Genomic DNA, 18359 nt, shown 5'->3' on the forward strand with positions numbered 1-18359 from the left:
GTCGCGCTGTCGCGCTGTCGCGCTGTCGCGCTGTCGCGCTGTCGCGCTGTCGCGCTGTCGCGCTGTCGCGCTGTCGCGCTGTCGCGCTGTCGCGCTGTCGCGCTCGTCCTCGAACTCCCCCACTCTCGGCTTCGCTCGAGCGGGGGCCCCACGACGGGCTGAGACGGCTCAGCTCACCGGCGCCTTCGCGCGCAGCACCGTGAGGAACTCGCGCATCCAGCGGGAGTGGTCCGGCCAGGCGCGGGCGGAGACCAGTGTGCCGTCCACCACCGTTTCCGCGTCCTGGAAGGTCGCGCCGGCCGCCTGCATGTCCAGTTCCAGGGCGGGGTACGCCGTGACGCGCCGGCCGCGCAGGGCGTCCACCGCCGCCGTGAGGAGGGGGCCGTGGCAGATCTGGGCCACCGGCTTGTCCGTGTCGAAGAAGGACTTGAGGATCTTGCGGAGTTCGGGGTCGTTGCGGAGGTACTCCGGGGCCCGTCCGCCGGGGATGACGAGGGCGGCGTACTGGCCGGGATCGACCTCCGCGAAGGCGAGGTCGGCGGGCCAGGTGTAGCCGGGCTTCTCCGTGTACGTGTCGAAGCCGGGTTCGAAGTCGTGGACGACGAAGCGGAGTTTCTTGCGGGAGGGGGCGGCGATGTGGACCTCGTAGCCTTCCTCGCGCAAGCGCTGGTAGGGGTACAGGACCTCCAGGGATTCCGCCGCGTCGCCGGTGACGATCAGGATCTTCGCTGTCATGTCGCTGATGCTCCTGTCAGGCGGGGGTGCGCTTGTGTGGGCCGTCCTCGTCAACGTGCCTCCCCGGGGAGGTCTTGCCAAGGGGGCCTACGCCTTTCGGGCACCGGGCGTGCGGGGAGGCACGATCGCCCACGCTACGTACGCGACTCCCGTCCCTTTCGTCCCTGTGCATACTGTCAAAGTTCCACCCCCGGTTTTGTACACATACGGCTCATGACGGGCCCCGGGTGGGGAGCGATAGCCTTGTGGCGTGATCAGCGCGATATCTCGCGGGGGCATCGTCGCCCCTGCCCTGCGCCCGGTGAGCACGGACGACATCCGTGACCGGGCGGCGATCGCTGATCTTCGCGGGCGGGCCGGGGTGGCGGCAAACGCCCTCCCTACGCCGAGGACTCTCCGGGAACGGACGTCGCCGAGAGCAGCGTCACAGTCCCCGGGGGTGCCGAGAATGGCCGATAACCCCCCGCTCATCTCACCTTGCGGCATAGCGTCGGAGCAGACCGGACACCCCGCGTCACGGCGTTACGTCGGAAGCGACGAGACCGTATTTCCTTCAACGTCACGCAACGGCGCGCGACAGGAGCCAGAGGACAATGCAGACCAAGCTGGACGAAGCCAAGGCCGAGCTGCTCGAGAGGGCCGCCCGGGTAGCTGAGAACAGCCCGGTCGGGGGGCACCTACCGACTGGGACGACGGGCGAGGGCACACCCGACCGGGACACCGTGCTCGCGTTCCTCCAGCGCTACTACCTGCACACCGCCCCGGAGGACCTCACCGACCGCGACCCGGTCGATATCTTCGGTGCCGCCTTCTCCCACTACCGACTGGCCGAGAACCGCCCCCAGGGCACGGCCAATGTGCGGGTCCACACGCCGACCGTCGAGGAGAACGGCTGGACCTGCAGCCACTCCGTCGTCGAGGTCGTCACCGACGACATGCCCTTCCTCGTCGACTCGGTCACGAACGAGCTGTCGCGCCAGGGCCGCGGTATCCACGTCGTCATCCACCCGCAGTTCGTCGTACGGCGTGATGTGACCGGCAAGCTCATCGAGGTGCTGCCGGGACGGCCCACCGCCGACGAGCTGCCGCACGACGCGCACGTCGAGTCCTGGATCCACGTCGAGATCGACCGCGAGACCGACCGCGCCGATCTGAAGCAGATCACCGCCGACCTGCTGCGTGTCCTGTCCGATGTCCGTGAGGCCGTCGAGGACTGGGAGAAGATGCGCGATTCGGCGCTGCGCATCGCCGACGAGCTGCCCAAGGAACCGACCGCGGACGACCTGCGCGACCAGGAGGTCGAGGAGGCCCGGGAGCTGCTGCGCTGGCTCGCGGACGACCACTTCACCTTCCTGGGCTACCGGGAGTACGAGCTGCGCGAGGACGACTCGCTCGCGGCCGTCCCCGGCACCGGACTGGGCATCCTGCGCTCCGACCCGCACCACAGCGGCGTCGACGACACCCACCCCGTCAGCCCGTCCTTCGAGCGGCTGCCCGCCGACGCCCGCGCCAAGGCCCGCGAGCACAAGCTCCTCGTGCTGACCAAGGCCAACAGCCGCGCGACCGTGCACCGGCCGTCGTACCTCGACTACGTCGGTGTGAAGAAGTTCGACGAGCACGGGAACGTCGTCGGTGAGCGGCGCTTCCTCGGCCTCTTCTCCTCCGCCGCGTACACCGAGTCGGTGCGCCGGGTGCCCGTCGTCCGCCGCAAGGTCGAGGAGGTCCTGCGCGGCGCCGGGTTCTCGCCCAACAGCCACGACGGGCGCGACCTGCTCCAGATCCTGGAGACGTACCCGCGCGACGAGCTGTTCCAGACCCCCGCAGACGAGCTCCGCTCGATCGTCACGTCCGTCCTGTACCTGCAGGAGCGGCGTCGGCTGCGGCTGTACCTGCGCCAGGACGAGTACGGGCGCTACTACTCGGCCCTCGTCTACCTGCCGCGCGACCGCTACACCACCGGCGTGCGCCTGCGGATCATCGACATCCTCAAGGAGGAGCTGGGCGGCACCAGCGTCGACTTCACGGCCTGGAACACCGAGTCGATCCTGTCCCGGCTGCACTTCGTGGTCCGCGTCCCGCCGGGCACCGAGCTGCCGCAGCTGTCCGACGCCGACAAGGAGCGCATCGAGGCGCGGCTCGTGGAGGCCGCCCGTTCCTGGGCCGACGGTTTCGCGGAGGCGCTGACCGCCGAGTGCGGCGAGGAGCATGCCGCCGAGCTGCTGCGCCGCTACGGCAACGCCTTCCCCGAGGGCTACAAGGCCGACCACACCCCGCGCGCCGCCGTCTCCGACCTGGTCCACCTGGAGCAGCTCACGCTCGACCAGCGCGAACACAGCAAGGACTTCGCGCTCAGCCTGTACGAGCCGGTGGGCGCCGCGCCCAGCGAGCGCCGCTTCAAGATCTACCGTACCGGCGCACAGGTCTCGCTCTCCGCGGTGCTGCCCGCCCTGAACCGCATGGGCGTCGAGGTCACCGACGAGCGGCCGTACGAGCTGCGCTGCTCGGACCGTACGACCGCCTGGATCTACGACTTCGGGCTGCGCCTGCCCAAGTCCCTGGCCGGCAACGGCGACTACCTCGGCGACGACGGCCGCGAGCGGTTCCAGGAGGCCTTCGCCGCCACCTGGACCGGACAGGCCGAGAACGACGGCTTCAACGCCCTCGTGCTGAGCGCCGGGCTGAACTGGAGGCAGGCGGTGGTGCTGCGCGCGTACGCCAAGTACCTGCGCCAGGCCGGTTCCACCTTCAGCCAGGACTACATGGAGGACACCCTCCGCAACAACGTCCACACCACCCGGCTGCTCGTCTCGCTGTTCGAGGCGCGGATGTCGCCGGATCGCCAGCGCGCCGGTGTCGAGCTGACCGACGCCCTGCTGGAGGAGCTGGACGCCGCCCTCGACCAGGTCGCCTCGCTCGACGAGGACCGGATCCTGCGGTCCTTCCTGCACCTCATCAAGGCGACGCTGCGCACCAACTTCTTCCAGGAGGCGCTGGGCGGCAAGCCGCACGAGTACGTCTCCATGAAGTTCGACCCGACGGCCATCCCGGATCTTCCGGCGCCGCGACCGGCGTACGAGATCTGGGTGTACTCGCCGCGTGTCGAGGGTGTGCACCTGCGGTTCGGGAAGGTCGCGCGCGGCGGTCTGCGCTGGTCCGACCGAAGGGAAGACTTCCGCACCGAGATCCTCGGTCTGGTCAAGGCGCAGATGGTGAAGAACACCGTCATCGTGCCCGTCGGCGCCAAGGGCGGCTTCGTCGCCAAGCAGTTGCCCGATCCGTCCGTGGACCGCGACGCCTGGATGGCCGAGGGCATCCGCAGCTACCGGACCTTCATCTCCGCGCTGCTCGACATCACCGACAACATGGTCGGCGGGGAAGTCGTGCCCCCGTTCGACGTCGTCCGCCACGACGAGGACGACACGTACCTCGTCGTTGCCGCCGACAAGGGCACCGCGACCTTCTCGGACATCGCCAACCAGGTCGCGGAGAGCTACAACTTCTGGCTCGGCGACGCCTTCGCCTCCGGCGGCTCGGCCGGTTACGACCACAAGAAGATGGGCATCACCGCCCGCGGCGCCTGGGAGTCCGTGAAGCGGCACTTCCGGGAGCTGGGCGTCAACACCCAGACGCAGGACTTCACCGTGGTCGGCGTCGGCGACATGTCCGGCGACGTGTTCGGCAACGGCATGCTGCTCTCCGAGCACATCCGCCTGGTCGCCGCCTTCGACCACCGGCACATCTTCATCGACCCGGAGCCGGTCGCGGCGACGTCGTACGCGGAGCGCCGCCGCCTCTTCGAGCTGCCGCGCTCCTCCTGGGCCGACTACGACACCGCGCTGATCTCGTCCGGCGGCGGCGTCTTCCCCCGTACCGCCAAGGCCATCCCGATCAACGCGCACATCCGCGAGGCCCTCGGCATCGAGGCCGCTGTCGCCAAGATGACCCCGGCCGATCTGATGAAGGCGATCCTCAAGGCGCCGGTCGACCTGCTGTGGAACGGCGGCATCGGTACGTATGTGAAGTCGTCCGTCGAATCGCACGCGGACGTCGGCGACAAGGCCAACGACGCGATCCGGGTGGACGGCGCCGATCTGCGCGTCCGGGTCGTCGGCGAGGGCGGCAACCTGGGCCTGACCCAGCTCGGCCGGATCGAGTTCGCCCAGCACGGCGGCAAGATCAACACCGACGCGATCGACAACAGCGCCGGCGTGGACACCTCCGACCACGAGGTGAACATCAAGATCCTGCTCAACGCGGTGGTGGCCAACGGCGATCTGACCGTCAAGCAGCGCAACAAACTGCTCGCCGAGATGACCGACGAGGTCGGCCAGCTGGTCCTGCGCAACAACTACGCGCAGAACGTGGCGATCGCCAACGCGCTCGCCCAGTCGCCGAGCATGCTCCACGCCCAGCAGCGGTTCATCCGCCACCTGGTCAGGGAAGGGCACCTCGACCGCGCTCTGGAGTTCCTGCCGACCGAGCGGCAGATCCGTGAGCGGCTCAACTCCGGGCAGGGCCTGACCGGCCCCGAGACGGCCGTCCTCCTCGCCTACACGAAGATCACGGTCGCCGAGGAGCTGCTCGCCACCTCGCTGCCCGACGACCTGTATCTGCAGGGCCTGCTGCACGCGTACTTCCCGACGGCGCTGCGCGAGAAGTTCCGCGAGCAGATCGACGCGCACGCGCTGCGCCGCGAGATCGTGACGACCGTCCTGGTCAACGACACGGTCAACACGGGCGGTACGAGCTTCCTGCACCGCCTCCGGGAGGAAACCGGCGCCTCGCTCGAGGAGATCGTCCGGGCGCAGACCGCGGCCCGCACGATCTTCAACTCCAGCGCTGTGTGGGACGCGGTGGAGGCGCTCGACAATGTCGTCGCCGCCGACGTGCAGACCCGGATCCGGCTGCACTCGCGCCGCCTCGTCGAGCGTGGCACGCGCTGGCTGCTCAACAACCGGCCGCAGCCGCTCCAGCTCGCCGAGACGATCACCTTCTTCAGCGAGGGTGTCGAGCAGGTCTGGTCGCAGCTGCCCAAGCTGCTGCGCGGCACGGATCTGGAGTGGTACCAGCAGATCTACGACGAGCTGTCGGGCGCCGGCGTACCGGACGAACTCGCCACTCGGGTGGCCGGGTTCTCATCCGCCTTCCCGGCGCTGGACATCGTCTCGGTGGCCGACCGCACGGGCAAGGACCCGATGGACGTCGCCGAGGTCTACTACGACATCGCCGACCGCCTCGGCATCACCCAGCTGATGGACCGGATCATCGAGCTCCCGCGCGCCGACCGCTGGCAGTCCATGGCCCGCGCCTCGATCCGCGAGGACCTGTACGCGGCCCACGCGGCGCTCACGGCAGACGTCCTGGCGGTGGGCAACGGCACCTCGACTCCCGAGCAGCGCTTCAAGGCCTGGGAGGAGAAGAACGCGGCGATCCTGGGCCGGGCCCGCACCACCCTGGACGAGATCAAGGGCTCCGACTCGTTCGACCTGGCGAACCTGTCGGTCGCGATGCGGACGATGCGCACACTGCTGCGGACGCATTCGTAAGAGGTACGACCATGGGGGCGCCCCGGGCCGAAACGGCTCGGGGCGCCCCCGCTCACGTACGCGGCCTACTCGCTGATCTTCCAGAGGGTCATCGTGCCCGTGACGGAGGGCACTTCCCAGCTGTAGTCGCCCGGCGTCAGACCGGTGATCTCGTACATGGCGAGGTTGCCGTCCTTGGTGACGGTGCACAGCCGGGTGCCCTCGCTGATGAGCCGCTTCTCGCCGAACTCGGTGGAGGCCACGGTGTTGGGCAGCACATCCGTCTTCGCGCCCTCATGGCACTGCTCGGCCGAGGCGCCCGCGCTCTTGCCCATCGTCGTCTCGAAGTCCCACTGCGCGTTCTCGACGGTCATGTCCCGCAGATCGGAGGCCATGGTGGACTCGGTGTCGACCTTCGGCTCGTCGAAGTCGACGTAGTTGGTGTTCGGACTCTCGGGCCTGCGGATGGTGAATGCCTTGCCCGCGAAGACCTGCTCATACGTCGCGGCGGCAAGCACCGATTCGGACTCCTCCGGGGACGGTGAACCGCCTTCGCCCTGCTGCGACTTGGTCGGAGCGGGCGCCGAAGTCGTCTGCCTGCCCTGGCCCTTGGACTCGTTCGCGCTGCCGCCCTTGTCCTTGCCCAGCAGCCACACGGCCGTGCCCGCGCCCGCGCCGACGGCGACGACGAGGGCGGCGGCGATCAGGGCCGTACGGACCCGGCGGCGCGACGGAGCGGCGGGGGCCGGGGCGAGGTGGTAGGTGTGGGGATCGGACGGCGGCGGGCCGTAGCCGGTCGCGGGGCGCGGCGCCGACGGGCCGAAGCCGGTGGACGGTGACGGTGTCGGCGGGCCGAAGCCGGTGGACGGCGGGGGAGTGGCCGGAGGCACGGACGGCGGTGCGGACGGCATCTGTGGGGCCGTCGGCTGGGGCGGGGCCTGGGCCGCCTGCTCGCGGCGCGCGATCTCCGCGGTCAGCGGTGCCGGCAGCCAGCCGTTGAAGTCGCTCAGGCCACGGCCCGCCAACTCCTGGCACAGCGCGGCCAGTTCCTCGGTGCCGACGCGCTGGGCGGGGTCGGCCGTGAGGCAGCGTTCGAGGAGGGGTCGCAACCGCTCGTCGTAGGAGGACAGTTGCGGGGGGCGCTGGGCCGTGTTGGCGATCTGCGCGGCGATGGTGATGGCGCCGCCGTCGCCGTACGGGTGGCGTCCGGTGGCCGCGACCGCCGCGATCAGGCCGAGCGAGAACACATCCGTGGCCGGTCCGACCGGCTCGCCCAGCGCGTGCTCGGGCGACATGTACTGCGGGGTGCCGATCAGCCCGCCGGACTGGGTGAGCTGGGTGGCGTCGGCGGCGCGGGCGATACCGAAGTCGATGACGTACGGGCCTTTCGCGCCCAGCAGGATGTTGCTGGGCTTGAGGTCGCGGTGGACGACTCCCGCCGCGTGGATCGCGGACAGCGCGCGGGCCGTGCAGCCGACCAGCTGGAAGACGGCGGCGGGCGGCAGCGGGCCGAACGCCACGAGCGCTTCGTGCAGCGGGATGCCGGGGATGAACACCGAGGCCAGCCACGGCAGTTCGCCGCTCGTGTCGTGGTCGACCACCGGCACGATGTGGTAGCCCTGCACGCGCCGGGCCGCCTGGACCTCCTGTTCGAAACGGCGCCGGAAGTCCGGGTCCTGGCCGTACTCGCGACGGATCACCTTCAGGGCGACGGGCTGGCCGCCCCGGGTGTGCGAGAGGTAGACGGTGCCCATGCCGCCCTCGCCGATCCTGGCCGCCAGCCGGTAGCCGGCCGTCTCGCGCGGATCCTGGGGACCCAGCGGGCTCAGGATGTCGCCGGTGTGCGTGGTGATGGGAGCCTCCCCGTATCGTGCCAACTCCTGTGCCACTGCTGCCCCTTCCGAGGCGGGACAGAGCTTATACGGCACCCGGCGTCGGTGGCTGTGCCCACCCGTTCGGCGGTAACGGCCGGACCCTCAGCGCTCCCCGCGCACCCGCCTGCGCCACTCCTCGTCCCGCACCGTCAGCGGGGCTGTCGGCGGCAGTGCGCGTACCGTCGGGGCCTCCGCGAGGGAGCCGAACCCTTCCACGGCGGTCACCTCGGCCGCGAGCGGGCCCGGCAGCCAGCCCGCGAAGTCGCGGACGTCGCGGCGGGCCGCTCCCGCGCAGTGCTCGGCGAGCGCGGCGGCGGAGGGGCGTGCCGCGGGGTCGGCGGTGAGGCAGCGCCGCAGGACATCGAGGAGGGGCCGCTGTAGGCCGTCCAGCGTGGGCGGCTCGTGGTCCGTGCCCGCGATGCGTGCGGCGATCGCGAGGCCGTTGCCGTGGCCGTAGGGGTGGCGGCCGGTGGCCGCCTCGGCGGCGACCAGGCCGAGGGTGAAGACGTCGCCCGCGGCGGTGACGGGGCGCCCGAGGGCGTGTTCCGGGGACATGTAGCGCGGGGTGCCGATCAGCCGGCCCACGGTGGTGAGCGTGGTGACGCCCGCGGCCCGAGCGATGCCGAAGTCGAGCAGCCAGGGGCCGTCGGCGGCCAGCAGCAGGTTGCCGGGCTTCACATCGCGGTGGATCACCCCGGCCGTGTGCACGGCGTGCAGCGCGGACGCGGCGCAGGCGAGCAGCTGGAGCACGGTGGGGGCGGGGAGCGGGCCGTGCGTCTTGAGGGCCTGGTCGAGGGGGACGCCGGGCACGTACCGGGTGGCGAGCCAGGGGCGCTCGGCGGTCGCGTCGTGGTCGACGACGGGGACCAGGTGGTAGCCGGAGACCCGGCGGGTGGCGGCCACCTCGCGGGCGAAGCGCTCGCGGAAGACGGGGTCGTCCGCGTACTCGCGGCGCACCAGCTTCAGGGCGACGGGCTGGCCGCCCCGGGTGCGGGAGAGGTAGACGGTGCCCATGCCGCCCTCGCCGATCCGCGCGTGCAGCGGGTATCCCGCGATCTCCCGTGGATCCTCGGCCCGCAGCGGCTTCGGTACCGCGCCCGGCATAAGTCGGCCCCCGCTCTGTCGGTGCGGGGGGAGCGTATCGCGCGGGCGTACGGGGTAGCGGGCGGCTTTCTTTCCGATACCAACGGTTTCTTTCCGATCCCTAGGGAAAATCGCCTCTGGGACTTACCTATTGCTGCTAAAAGGGACATTTGGGCTAGGGTTGGCCCGATTGTCGGACAGACGTGTGGAGGACTTGGACCCGTGACAGTGCACCTCTCCGAGGGGCGGGCGCCTGTGGCCACCCGGCCCGCCATCCGCCCCCGGGCGTTCACGAGGACCCGTCGGCTCGCTCTCGAATTGGCCCGGTTCTCGGTTGTCGGCGGCAGCGGAGTCGCGGTCAACATCCTCTTCTTCAACCTTCTGCTGCACGGTCTGAACTGGGCCCCGATGGCCGCCACGGTGATCGCCAGCTGCGTCGCCATAGGCACCAACTACGCCGGCTTCCGCTTCTTCGCCTACCGGGACCGGGCCTCGCGCACCCGGCGGCAGATCGCCCTCTTCTTCGGGTTCAGCGGCCTCGGCGTCGTCATGGAGAGTGCGCTGTTCTACGTCGGCTATCACGGCCTGGGTATGAGCGGCCCCTTCGGCTCGAACCTCGCCAAGGCACTGTCGATCGTCCTGGCCTCGGCATTCCGCTTCGTGGTGTACCGGACGTGGGTGTTCCAACACGCGAAGCACGGTCGATAACGCCGCGCAACCTGCCCCCATGTCTACGATTAATAGGATGAATGTGGATCAGCGCCATGCGCACGCCCTGTCCGAGGCCGTACCCGCCGTTTCCGTCGTCGTCATCGTCTACAACGACGCGGCCCGGCTGCCCACGGCCGTGCGCTCCGTTCTGGACCAGACGCTGCACGGCGTCGAGGTCGTCATCGTCGACGACCGCAGCACGGACGGCTCGTACGAGACGGCCCGGCGGCTGGCCGCCGAGCACCCCGACCGCGTACGCGCCTTCCAGCTGCCCGAGAACAGCGGCGGCTGCGGCGCCCCCCGCAACCGCGGCGTCGCCGAGGCGCGGGGCGACTATGTCGTCTTCCTCGACAGCGACGACGTTCTGGAGCGCAACGCCTGCCGCAACATGCTGGAGGCCGCCGAGAACACCGGCGCCGACCTCGTCTCGGGGCTGTGCGTGCGCGTGCACGTCGACTCGCGCACGGGCAAGGAAGTCAAGTGGTACCCCTGGCTGTACGAGCGCACCCGCACCCTGGAGTCGATCTCCGAGCTGCCGGACCTGCTGGTCTTCGACACCCTGTCGACGAACAAGTGCTACCGCCGGCGGTTCCTGCTCGATGAGGGGCTCCAGTTCCCCGTCGGCATCCACTACGAGGACCTGCTCTTCTCCGCCCAGGCGTATGTGGCCGCCCGCCGCATCGCCCTCATCCCCAACCGGGTCTACGACTGGCGCGTCGTCGAGAAGACGGCGGCGAAGTCCATCAGTAACCGCCGCGACGAGATCGCCAACTTCACGCACCGCATGGAGATCCACCGCCGGGTCGACCAACTCCTCGCGGACAATGGCCTGTTGGGGCTGAAGTTCGCCAAGGACGTCAAGTGGCTCAAGCATGACCTCGTGCTGCATCTGCGGGAGCTGCCCTTCCGGGACGCGTCCTACCGGCAGGAGTTCGCCGCGATCGCCCGCCAGTACCTGGAGTCGATCGACCGGGCCGCCTTCGACGAGACCGAGCCCATCCACGCCATCTGCGCCTATCTCCTCCAGCTGGGCGACTGGGACAACCTGCTGCCCGCCGTGGACACGCTCACCAACCGCGACAAGATCTCCTCGCCGCTCGTCGAGCGCGACGGGCGCGTGTACTGGTGTGCCGAGCACCTCGACGATCCCTTCGGCCGCCACGTCCTCGACGTCACCGAACTGGGCTATCACGCCAAGCCGGTCGAGAGGATGTTCCTGCGCAACGTGCTGAGCTCGTACGAGCTCAGCGGCGGCACCGTCCGGCTCGCCGGGCGCGTCACCAACCCGCTCGGCGTGATCCCGCCCGGCGCCCGGCTCGCCGGACAGCTGGAGTTCTACGCCCGCCGCCCGGGCGTGCGCTTCCAGACGTTCCGCTTCCCGGTGGCGAGCGTGCGGCACGAGGGCGAGACCCTCGCCTGGGAGGCCTCGACGGACCTGACGGCCGTACGGCCGCTGGGCATCGTGGACGCCGTGTGGGACGTACGACTCCATCTCGAGGTGGACGGCGTACGCACCACGACCCGGCTCACGGCCGCCGAACCCGGCCTGGTCGCGGGCCGCTCGCCCGTCCGGCCCCGCCTCACCCGTCTGGTCGCCGACCGTATCGAGCCGGTGGTCTCCTCGCGCGGCCATCTCTCCTTCCGGCTGGTCCCGGACAAGAAGGCGAACGAACTCCTTCAGCGCGGGGTGCACGGCCGGGCCGGTGTCCTCGCCAAGTCCGGCTACCGCAAGGCCAAGCGGCTGCGCAAGGAGCTCACCTCCGGGGACAGCAAAGTCAGGCTGTACCACGAGGTGTTCAGCCGGCTGCCGGTCAAGAAGGGCCTCGTCGTCTTCGAGAGCCATCTGGGCAGGCAGTACAGCGACAGCCCGAAGGCGATCTACGAGGAGATGCGGCGCCAGGGCCTGGAGTTCGAGGCGGTGTGGGCGTACGCGGGCAGTGCGGACGGGTTCCCCGCCGACGCCACCCTCGTACGCCGCTGGTCGCTGCCCTATCTGAGGGCCCTCGCCCAGGCCGAGTTCTGGGTCGACAACCAGAGCTACCCGCTGAAGCTCACCAAGCGGCCCGAGACCACGTACATCCAGACCTGGCACGGTTCGGCGCTCAAGCGGATGGGCTTCGACGAACCGGAGTGGAAGCTCAAGTCCCGCGAGGAGCAGGCCGAGCAGCAGCGCACCCTTGACCGGTTCGACCGGTTCCTGATCCGCTCCGAGCACGATGTGCGCACCCTCGCGCGGGCGTTCCGGCTCCAGGAGCGCACGCTGCTGCGGGTGGGCTACCCGCGCAACGACGAGCTGGTGGCGGCCAAGGAGCGGGAGGCGGCCACGGGGGGCCGTGAACGAGGGCCGCTAGCAGCCGAGTTGGGGATCCCCGAGGACCGGCAGGTTCTGCTCTACGCCCCGACCTTCCGGCAACGCGGCGGCGGGCAGGGGCAACGGCGGTTCGAGCTGCCCTTCGACGTGGAGCGCTTCGCCGACACCTTCGGCGACCGCTATGTCCTCCTGGTCCGCTCCCACTACCTCAACCACGTCGTGCTGCCGCCCTCGGTGCGCGGCCGCGTCATCGACGTCACCGCGCACCACGACATGACCCCGCTGCTGGCGCTCGCCGACGGACTGATCACCGACTACTCGTCGGTGATGTTCGACTACGCGCTCCTGGACCGGCCGATGTTCTTCTTCGCCTACGACTACGACGAGTACGTGCACGAAGGCCGCGGAACCTACTTCGACCTCTTGGAGCGGGCGCCAGGACCCGTCGTCCGCACCGAGGACGAACTGCACGCGGTCCTCGGCTCGTTGGAGGAACAGATGACCAAGTACTCGGCCAGACGGGAGCAGTTCACCGCCGAGTTCGGTGAGTACGACAGGGGCACGGCGGCCCGCAGCATCGTCGACGAGTTCTTCGCGCAGTGGAGGCGTGGATGATCGACCATCCCCAGCGGGACGTCTTCTTCGTCTCCAACAGTGTCAACGAACTGGGCGGGGTGACCAGTTGGTCGCACCAGATGGCCCGCCTGTTCACCGAGCGCGGCCACCGCGTGCACGTCGTCGGCATCACCGAGCCGGCCGTCGCGCAGGAGCTGGGCGAGGTGCCGTACCCCACCACGACGTTGTACGACGTCCACCCGCCGCGCGTCGCACCGGTGCGCGGGCTGAGGGGGCGGCTCGACGTCGCCGAGCGCAGGCTGCGCGCCGAGCGGGCGGCGGGCATGCGGGAGCGCGCCGCCAAGCTGACGGCGCTGCTGCGTGCCGCGCGCCCCGGCGCCGTCGTGATCGTCACGCAGGTGTGGGCCATGGAGTGGGTGGAGCTCGCCGACACGACCGGTCTGACCGTCATCGGCATGAGCCACGAGTCCTTCGAGTACTCCAAGGCGACCTCGCGCTTCGGGCGGGTGCAGAGGCACTACAAGGACGTCGACCGGATGCTGGCGCTCACCCGTGAGGACGCCGACCGGTGGATCGGACAGGGGATGAACAACGCCTCCTTCATGCCGAACCCGCTCCCGTTCATGCCCGACGTGCCGTCGCCGCGCACCGAGAACGTCGTCGTCAGCGTCGGCCGGCTGCACGACCAGAAGGGCATCGACATGCTCCTCGACACCTGGGCCGAGGTCGCGCCGCACCACCCCGAGTGGCGACTGCGGATCTACGGCTCCGGCGAGGACGAGGAGATCCTGAAGAAGCAGTGCACGGCGCTCGGACTCGACGCCTCCGTCGAGTGGATGGGCCGGACGAGCGACGTACCCGGCGCGCTGCGCGGCGGCTCCGTCTTCGTGCTCTCCTCCCGCGGCGAGGGCTTCCCGCTCGCCCTCATGGAGGCCATGGCGACCGGCCTCCCGTGCGCCGCCTTCGACTGCGCGCCCGGCGTCCACGAGATCGTCCACGACGGCGAGGACGGCCTCCTCGCCGCCCTCGGCAACACCGGCGAACTCGCCCGCAGACTCGACACGTTGATGTCCGACAAGGAGCTGCGGGACACCATGGGCGAGGCGGCGCGGGCGAACATCCAGCGCTATACGACGGAGGAGATCGTACGGCGCTGGGAGGAGCTGTTCGCGTTCCTGGAGCGGTGACGCACCGCGGGGCCTGAGGGGAGGCCCCGCGGTGCGCCCGACCTATTTGCCCGTGAACTTCTCGTACTCCTTGAGTACTTCCTCGGTGGGCCCGTCCATGCGCAGCTCGCCGCGCTCCAGCCACAGCACCCGGTCGCAGGTGTCCCGGATCGACTTGTTGTTGTGGCTGACCAGGAAGACGGTGCCCGCGCTCTTGCGCAGCTCCCGGATGCGGGCCTCGGAGCGCTTCTGGAAGGAGCGGTCGCCGGTCGCCAGGGCCTCGTCGATCATCAGGACGTCGTGGTCCTTGGCGGCGGCGATGGAGAAGCGCAGCCGGGCGGCCATGCCGGAGGAGTACGTCCGCATGGGGAGCGTGATGAAGTCGCCCTTCTCGTTGATGCCGGAGAAGTCGACGATCTCCTGGTAGCGCTCGCGGACCTGCTCGCGGGACATGCCCATCGCGAGGCCGCCGAGGTAGACGTTGCGCTCGCCGGTGAGGTCGTTCATCAGGGCCGCGTTGACGCCGAGGAGCGAGGGCTGGCCGTCGGTGTAGATCTTGCCGTTCTCCACCGGGAGCAGGCCCGCGACCGCCTTGAGCAGGGTCGACTTGCCCGAGCCGTTGGTGCCGATCAGGCCGATGGCCTCGCCGCGGTAGGCCGTGAAGGAGACGCTCTTGACGGCGTGCACCTTGCGGACGCCCGCCGCCTGCTCGGCCTTCCCGCGGCGCAGGATGCGGTTGAGGGCGGCGGTGGCGCTGCCCCGGCCGGCGCCGGTGCCGTTGACCCGGTAGACGATGTCGACGCGGTCGGCGATGACGGTGGGGACGCGGGGGTCGGCGGTGCCCGCCGGGGCGTCTTCGTACGTCTTGGTGATGATGTCAGCCACGGCCGTACGTCTCCTCAGCCTTCCAGAAGTAGATGAAACCGCCGACGCCGGCGACCAGCGCCCAGCCCGTGGCCAGCACCCACACGTGCGGCGGCAGCTGGTGCGCGTGGAAGCTGTCGATCAGCGCGAACCGCATCAGGTCGATGTAGACGGCGGCCGGGTTGCACTGGAGCGAGAGCAGGACGGCGTGCGGCAGGTGCTGGTGCTTCAGCATCTTCTCGATGCTCCACATGACACCCGATACATACATCCAGGTGCGCAGCAGGAACGGCATCAGCTGCGCGATGTCCGGCGTCTTGGCGCCCATTCGGGCCATGACCATCGCCACGCCCGCGTTGAACGTGAACTGGAGGGTGAGCGCGGGGACGACGAGCAGCCAGGACATCGTGACCGGCACCCCGAAGCAGAGCAGGATCACGACCAGTGCGGCCATCGAGAACAGCAGTTGCTGAAGCTGCTGGATGGCGTACGACACCGGCAGCGCGGCGCGTGGGAAGTGCAGGGCGCGGACGAGCCCCAGGCTTCCGGAGATCGCGCGGGTGCCCGCCATGATCGAGCTCTGCGTGAAGGTCCACACGAAGACGCCGGTGACCAGGAACGGGATGAAGTCCGGCACGCCCTTGCTGGTGCCCATCAGGATGCCGAAGATGAAGTAGTAGACCGCCGCGTTCAGCAGCGGGGTCATCACCTGCCAGACCTGGCCGAGCTTCGCCTGGCTGTACTGAGCGGTGAGCTTGGCCGTGGCGAAGGCGGTGATGAAGTGGCGCCGCGCCCACAGCTGGCGGACGTACGCGGGCAGGGTCGGCCGGGCGCCGCTGACGGTGAGGCCGTACCGGGCGGCGAGCGCCGCGGAGTCATCGGCGGGGGAGACCGACGTGGGGGGCGGTGTGTGGAGGACCTGGCTCACATCCGCTGCTTTCGCTCGGGGGTGGAGTGCGCGGGGTCCGTCCTTGACGTTTCTTACGTCGCTTTTGCCGTCTTCTTACGTCGGGACGGGACCGTATCGTCGCAACGGGAGCGTAGGCCTTCTCAACGTCGGAACGCAACCGTTTCGTCGTAACGGCCTATGCTGGGCGGTATGACGACGAACGCCGATGCCCCCAAGACGCGGCCGCGCCGAAGGGCCCCCGCCGGGGCGGCTGTCCTGCGGGAGGATGTGACCGAAGCCATCCGTGCCGCCGTCTTCGAGGAACTCGCCGCCGTCGGCTATGCCCGGATGTCCATCGAGGGCATCGCGCGCCGCGCGGGTGTCGGCAAGACCGCCGTCTACCGGCGCTGGCGCTCCAAGCTCCACCTGGTCCTCGACCTGGTCTCCGCCGTCGCGGTCCAGGGACTGCCCGCCCCTGACACGGGCTCCCTGGAAGGCGACCTGCGGCTGCTGTACGAGGTCACCTCACGCGCCCTGCGCCACCCCGTCGCCGGCCAGATCATCCCCGACCTCCAGGCCGAGGCGGCCCGCAACCCCGAGATCGCCGATGCCATGCAGAAGGCGCTGCGCGAGGGCCAGCAGAGTGTGGCGAGCGGGATCGTCGCGGCGGCGGCCGCGCGGGGTGAGGTCCGCGAGGACATCGACCAGGAACTCGCGCTCGACCTGATGTCCGGCCCGCTGTACTGGCGGGCGGTCGTGGTCCGCGGCCCCAAGCTGCCCAAGGGATACCTGGCGAGTCTGGCCCGGGCGACGGCGGCCGCGCTCGCGGCGCTGTGATCAGGCGTTCGCCCGGCGGCCCTTGAGGACGCGGCACGCAGGCCCGCCTGGTCTCCCTCTCGATGCGCATCGGTCTCGCGAAACGGGCGTACGACCGCGACCCGGAGGCCGCGCGCAAACTCCTCGACGACGCTCGGGGCCAGGGCCGAGGCGGCCCTCACGCAGCTGCGGCACGTGGTGCGCGGCATCCACCCTCCGATCCTCACCGACCGGAGCCTCGCGGGCGCGGTACGGGCGCTCGCGGCAAGCGCCGTAAGCGAACACATCGGCAATGTCTTCCAGAAACTCGGCCTGCCGTCCACGCGCAGCGGACATCGCAGGATGCTGGCGGTGTTGGCGTACCTCAACAGGGAGTGGTGAGGGCAGCAGGAGCCGACGCCCTCAGCGAACATCCCCCGCCCCCTCGGGCGCCGTACCTAGCCTCGACGGCATGGGAGCCGAGAGGGCAGGGACGACAGCGACGTACGACGAACACGCCGACTGGTACAACGAGTTCATGTCGCCGACGGCGGGCGGCGAGTACATCCGGCGAGTGCACGCCACGCTCGAGGAGCTGCTGGGACCGGGTGAGGGGACGTGCCTGGACATCTGCTGCGGCACCGGTGCCCACGCGGCAGCGCTGGCCGGACTGGGATGGACCCCGGTGGGCGTCGACCTGTCGGTAGGTCAACTGCGGCATGCGGTACGGCGGCTGCCGGTCGCCGTGGCCGACGCGACCGCCCTGCCGTTCGCCGACGCTTCCGTGCCCGCCGCCGCGTGCGTGCTGGCCCACACCGATGTGCCCGACTACGCCGCCGTCCTGCGTGAGATCGCCCGGGTGCTGCGACCCGGCGGACGGTTGCTGCACCTCGGCGTGCACCCGTGTTTCATCGGCGCGTTCGCCGACTGGAGCGACCGGCCGAGGGTCCTGCTCGACGAGCGGTACGACGACCGGTCCCGCACCTTCGACGCGTGGAACCCGGCGGGCGTCCGGGCCCGAGTCGGCGCCTGGCATCTCCCGCTCGCGGACCTCCTCAACGCGGCTGCGGAAGCCGGCCTGCGGCTGGTGTGCACGGCCGAGGCGGGCCCGGGCGGCGTTGCGGACCTGTTCGGGTTCCTCGCCGTGAAGGACTAGACGCGCGGCGGTTGGGGCACGTCCGGGGCGCAGCCCCGGAGCGTGTGGGCGATGACGTACTCCAGCGCCGTGGCCAGCGTCCCGGCGGGCAGTGTGCCGCTGACGGCGAGGGTGGCGAAGCCGTGGAGGGTGGTGAAGACCGGGGTGCCGATGCTCTCCACGGGCCCCTCGCGGACCTCGCCCCGGCGCTGGCCGTCCTCGATCACGCGTAGTGCCAGTACGGACATGCCCTGGGAAGCCTTGACCAGGGCATCGGAGGCGGCCGGGTCGTGCTTGATCGAGAACATCAGGTCGAGCAGTTCCGCGTTGGCGGTGGCGAAGCCGATGTAGGCGCGGACCAGGGCGCCGAGCCGGTCGGCGAAGGACTCGCCCACCGTTTCCTGGGAGGCCGCCAGGGCTTCGCCGAGGCGGTCGAAGCCGCCTAGGGCGAGCGCGTCCAGCAGGGCCTGTTTGTCCTTGAAGTGGCGGCTCGGCGCGGCGTGGCTGACGCCGAGGTCGCGGGCCAGTTCGCGCAGGGACAGGGCGGCCGGGCCCTTCTCCTTGAGTGTCTCCTCGGCGCGACTCAGCAGCGCGGCGCGCAGGTCTCCGTGGTGGTAGCGGCGAGGGCGGGTGTGCATGGCCGCAGTCTAGCCGCGATGTGACCGATGGCTACATAGTTGTCGATGCCATCATTG

Annotated in this window: 12 protein-coding genes and 1 pseudogene; 7 read left to right on the top strand and 6 right to left on the bottom strand. The window is 70.2% G+C overall.

The window, feature by feature from the left end:
• Positions 1-168 precede the first annotated feature (168 nt).
• Complete coding sequence (locus tag AB0D27_RS16000; RefSeq protein WP_362508003.1) at positions 169-735, bottom strand: DJ-1/PfpI family protein; 567 nt, start codon at positions 733-735, stop codon at positions 169-171.
• Between the two features lie 593 nt (positions 736-1328).
• Between AB0D27_RS16000 and AB0D27_RS16005 the strand changes: the two genes are divergently transcribed.
• A complete protein-coding gene (locus AB0D27_RS16005) occupies positions 1329-6281 on the top strand; it encodes an NAD-glutamate dehydrogenase (RefSeq protein ID WP_362508006.1) in 4953 nt (1650 codons plus the stop codon).
• Positions 6282-6346: 65 nt separating this feature from the next.
• Here AB0D27_RS16005 and AB0D27_RS16010 read toward each other — a convergent pair whose 3' ends face one another.
• Both AB0D27_RS16010 and AB0D27_RS16015 read right to left on the bottom strand, forming a co-directional pair.
• Positions 6347-8149, bottom strand: a complete 1803-nt coding sequence (locus tag AB0D27_RS16010) for a serine/threonine-protein kinase (RefSeq protein WP_362508008.1) — start codon at positions 8147-8149, stop codon at positions 6347-6349.
• Positions 8150-8236: 87 nt separating this feature from the next.
• Positions 8237-9238, bottom strand: a complete 1002-nt coding sequence (locus tag AB0D27_RS16015) for a serine/threonine-protein kinase (protein ID WP_362508011.1) — start codon at positions 9236-9238, stop codon at positions 8237-8239.
• A gap of 201 nt (positions 9239-9439) precedes the next feature.
• On the opposite strand from AB0D27_RS16015, the gene AB0D27_RS16020 reads away from it, so the two are divergent.
• The 3 genes from AB0D27_RS16020 to AB0D27_RS16030 are packed head-to-tail and all read left to right on the top strand — an operon-like array spanning position 9440 to position 14002.
• The gene (locus AB0D27_RS16020) at positions 9440-9925 is read left to right on the top strand and encodes a GtrA family protein (RefSeq protein WP_362508014.1); all 486 of its coding nucleotides are present in this window, start codon (positions 9440-9442) and stop codon (positions 9923-9925) included.
• Between the two features lie 37 nt (positions 9926-9962).
• Positions 9963-12854, top strand: a complete 2892-nt coding sequence (locus AB0D27_RS16025) for a CDP-glycerol glycerophosphotransferase family protein (RefSeq protein WP_362508017.1) — start codon at positions 9963-9965, stop codon at positions 12852-12854.
• Complete coding sequence (locus AB0D27_RS16030; protein WP_362508020.1) at positions 12851-14002, top strand: glycosyltransferase; 1152 nt, start codon at positions 12851-12853, stop codon at positions 14000-14002. Before AB0D27_RS16025 ends, AB0D27_RS16030 begins: the two co-directional genes overlap by 4 nt.
• A 42-nt stretch (positions 14003-14044) precedes the next feature.
• On the opposite strand, the gene AB0D27_RS16035 is transcribed toward AB0D27_RS16030, so the two are convergent.
• Entirely contained in the window at positions 14045-14866 is an 822-nt protein-coding gene (locus AB0D27_RS16035; RefSeq protein WP_362508023.1) for an ABC transporter ATP-binding protein, read from the bottom strand.
• Positions 14859-15773, bottom strand: coding sequence for an ABC transporter permease (locus AB0D27_RS16040; RefSeq protein WP_362508026.1), 915 nt, complete (start codon positions 15771-15773; stop codon positions 14859-14861). The genes AB0D27_RS16035 and AB0D27_RS16040 overlap by 8 nt, the downstream gene beginning before the upstream one ends.
• 171 nt (positions 15774-15944) lie before the next feature.
• Between AB0D27_RS16040 and AB0D27_RS16045 the strand changes: the two genes are divergently transcribed.
• The 3 genes and pseudogenes from AB0D27_RS16045 (at position 15945) to AB0D27_RS16055 (ending at position 17685) form a co-directional block, all read left to right on the top strand.
• Positions 15945-16571: a TetR/AcrR family transcriptional regulator gene (locus AB0D27_RS16045; protein ID WP_362508029.1), complete on the top strand. Its 627-nt coding sequence runs from the start codon at positions 15945-15947 to the stop codon at positions 16569-16571.
• 32 nt (positions 16572-16603) lie between these two features.
• A pseudogene (locus tag AB0D27_RS16050) lies at positions 16604-16823 on the top strand (histidine kinase); the annotation flags it as partial.
• Between the two features lie 178 nt (positions 16824-17001).
• The gene (locus AB0D27_RS16055) at positions 17002-17685 is read left to right on the top strand and encodes a methyltransferase domain-containing protein (protein WP_362508032.1); all 684 of its coding nucleotides are present in this window, start codon (positions 17002-17004) and stop codon (positions 17683-17685) included.
• Here AB0D27_RS16055 and AB0D27_RS16060 read toward each other — a convergent pair.
• Positions 17682-18302: a TetR/AcrR family transcriptional regulator gene (locus AB0D27_RS16060; protein WP_362508035.1), complete on the bottom strand. Its 621-nt coding sequence runs from the start codon at positions 18300-18302 to the stop codon at positions 17682-17684. The genes AB0D27_RS16055 and AB0D27_RS16060 overlap by 4 nt on opposite strands.
• Between the last annotated feature and the right edge of the window lie 57 nt (positions 18303-18359).

The organism is Streptomyces sp. NPDC048415 (assembly GCF_040651675.1).
Taxonomy (GTDB): domain Bacteria; phylum Actinomycetota; class Actinomycetes; order Streptomycetales; family Streptomycetaceae; genus Streptomyces.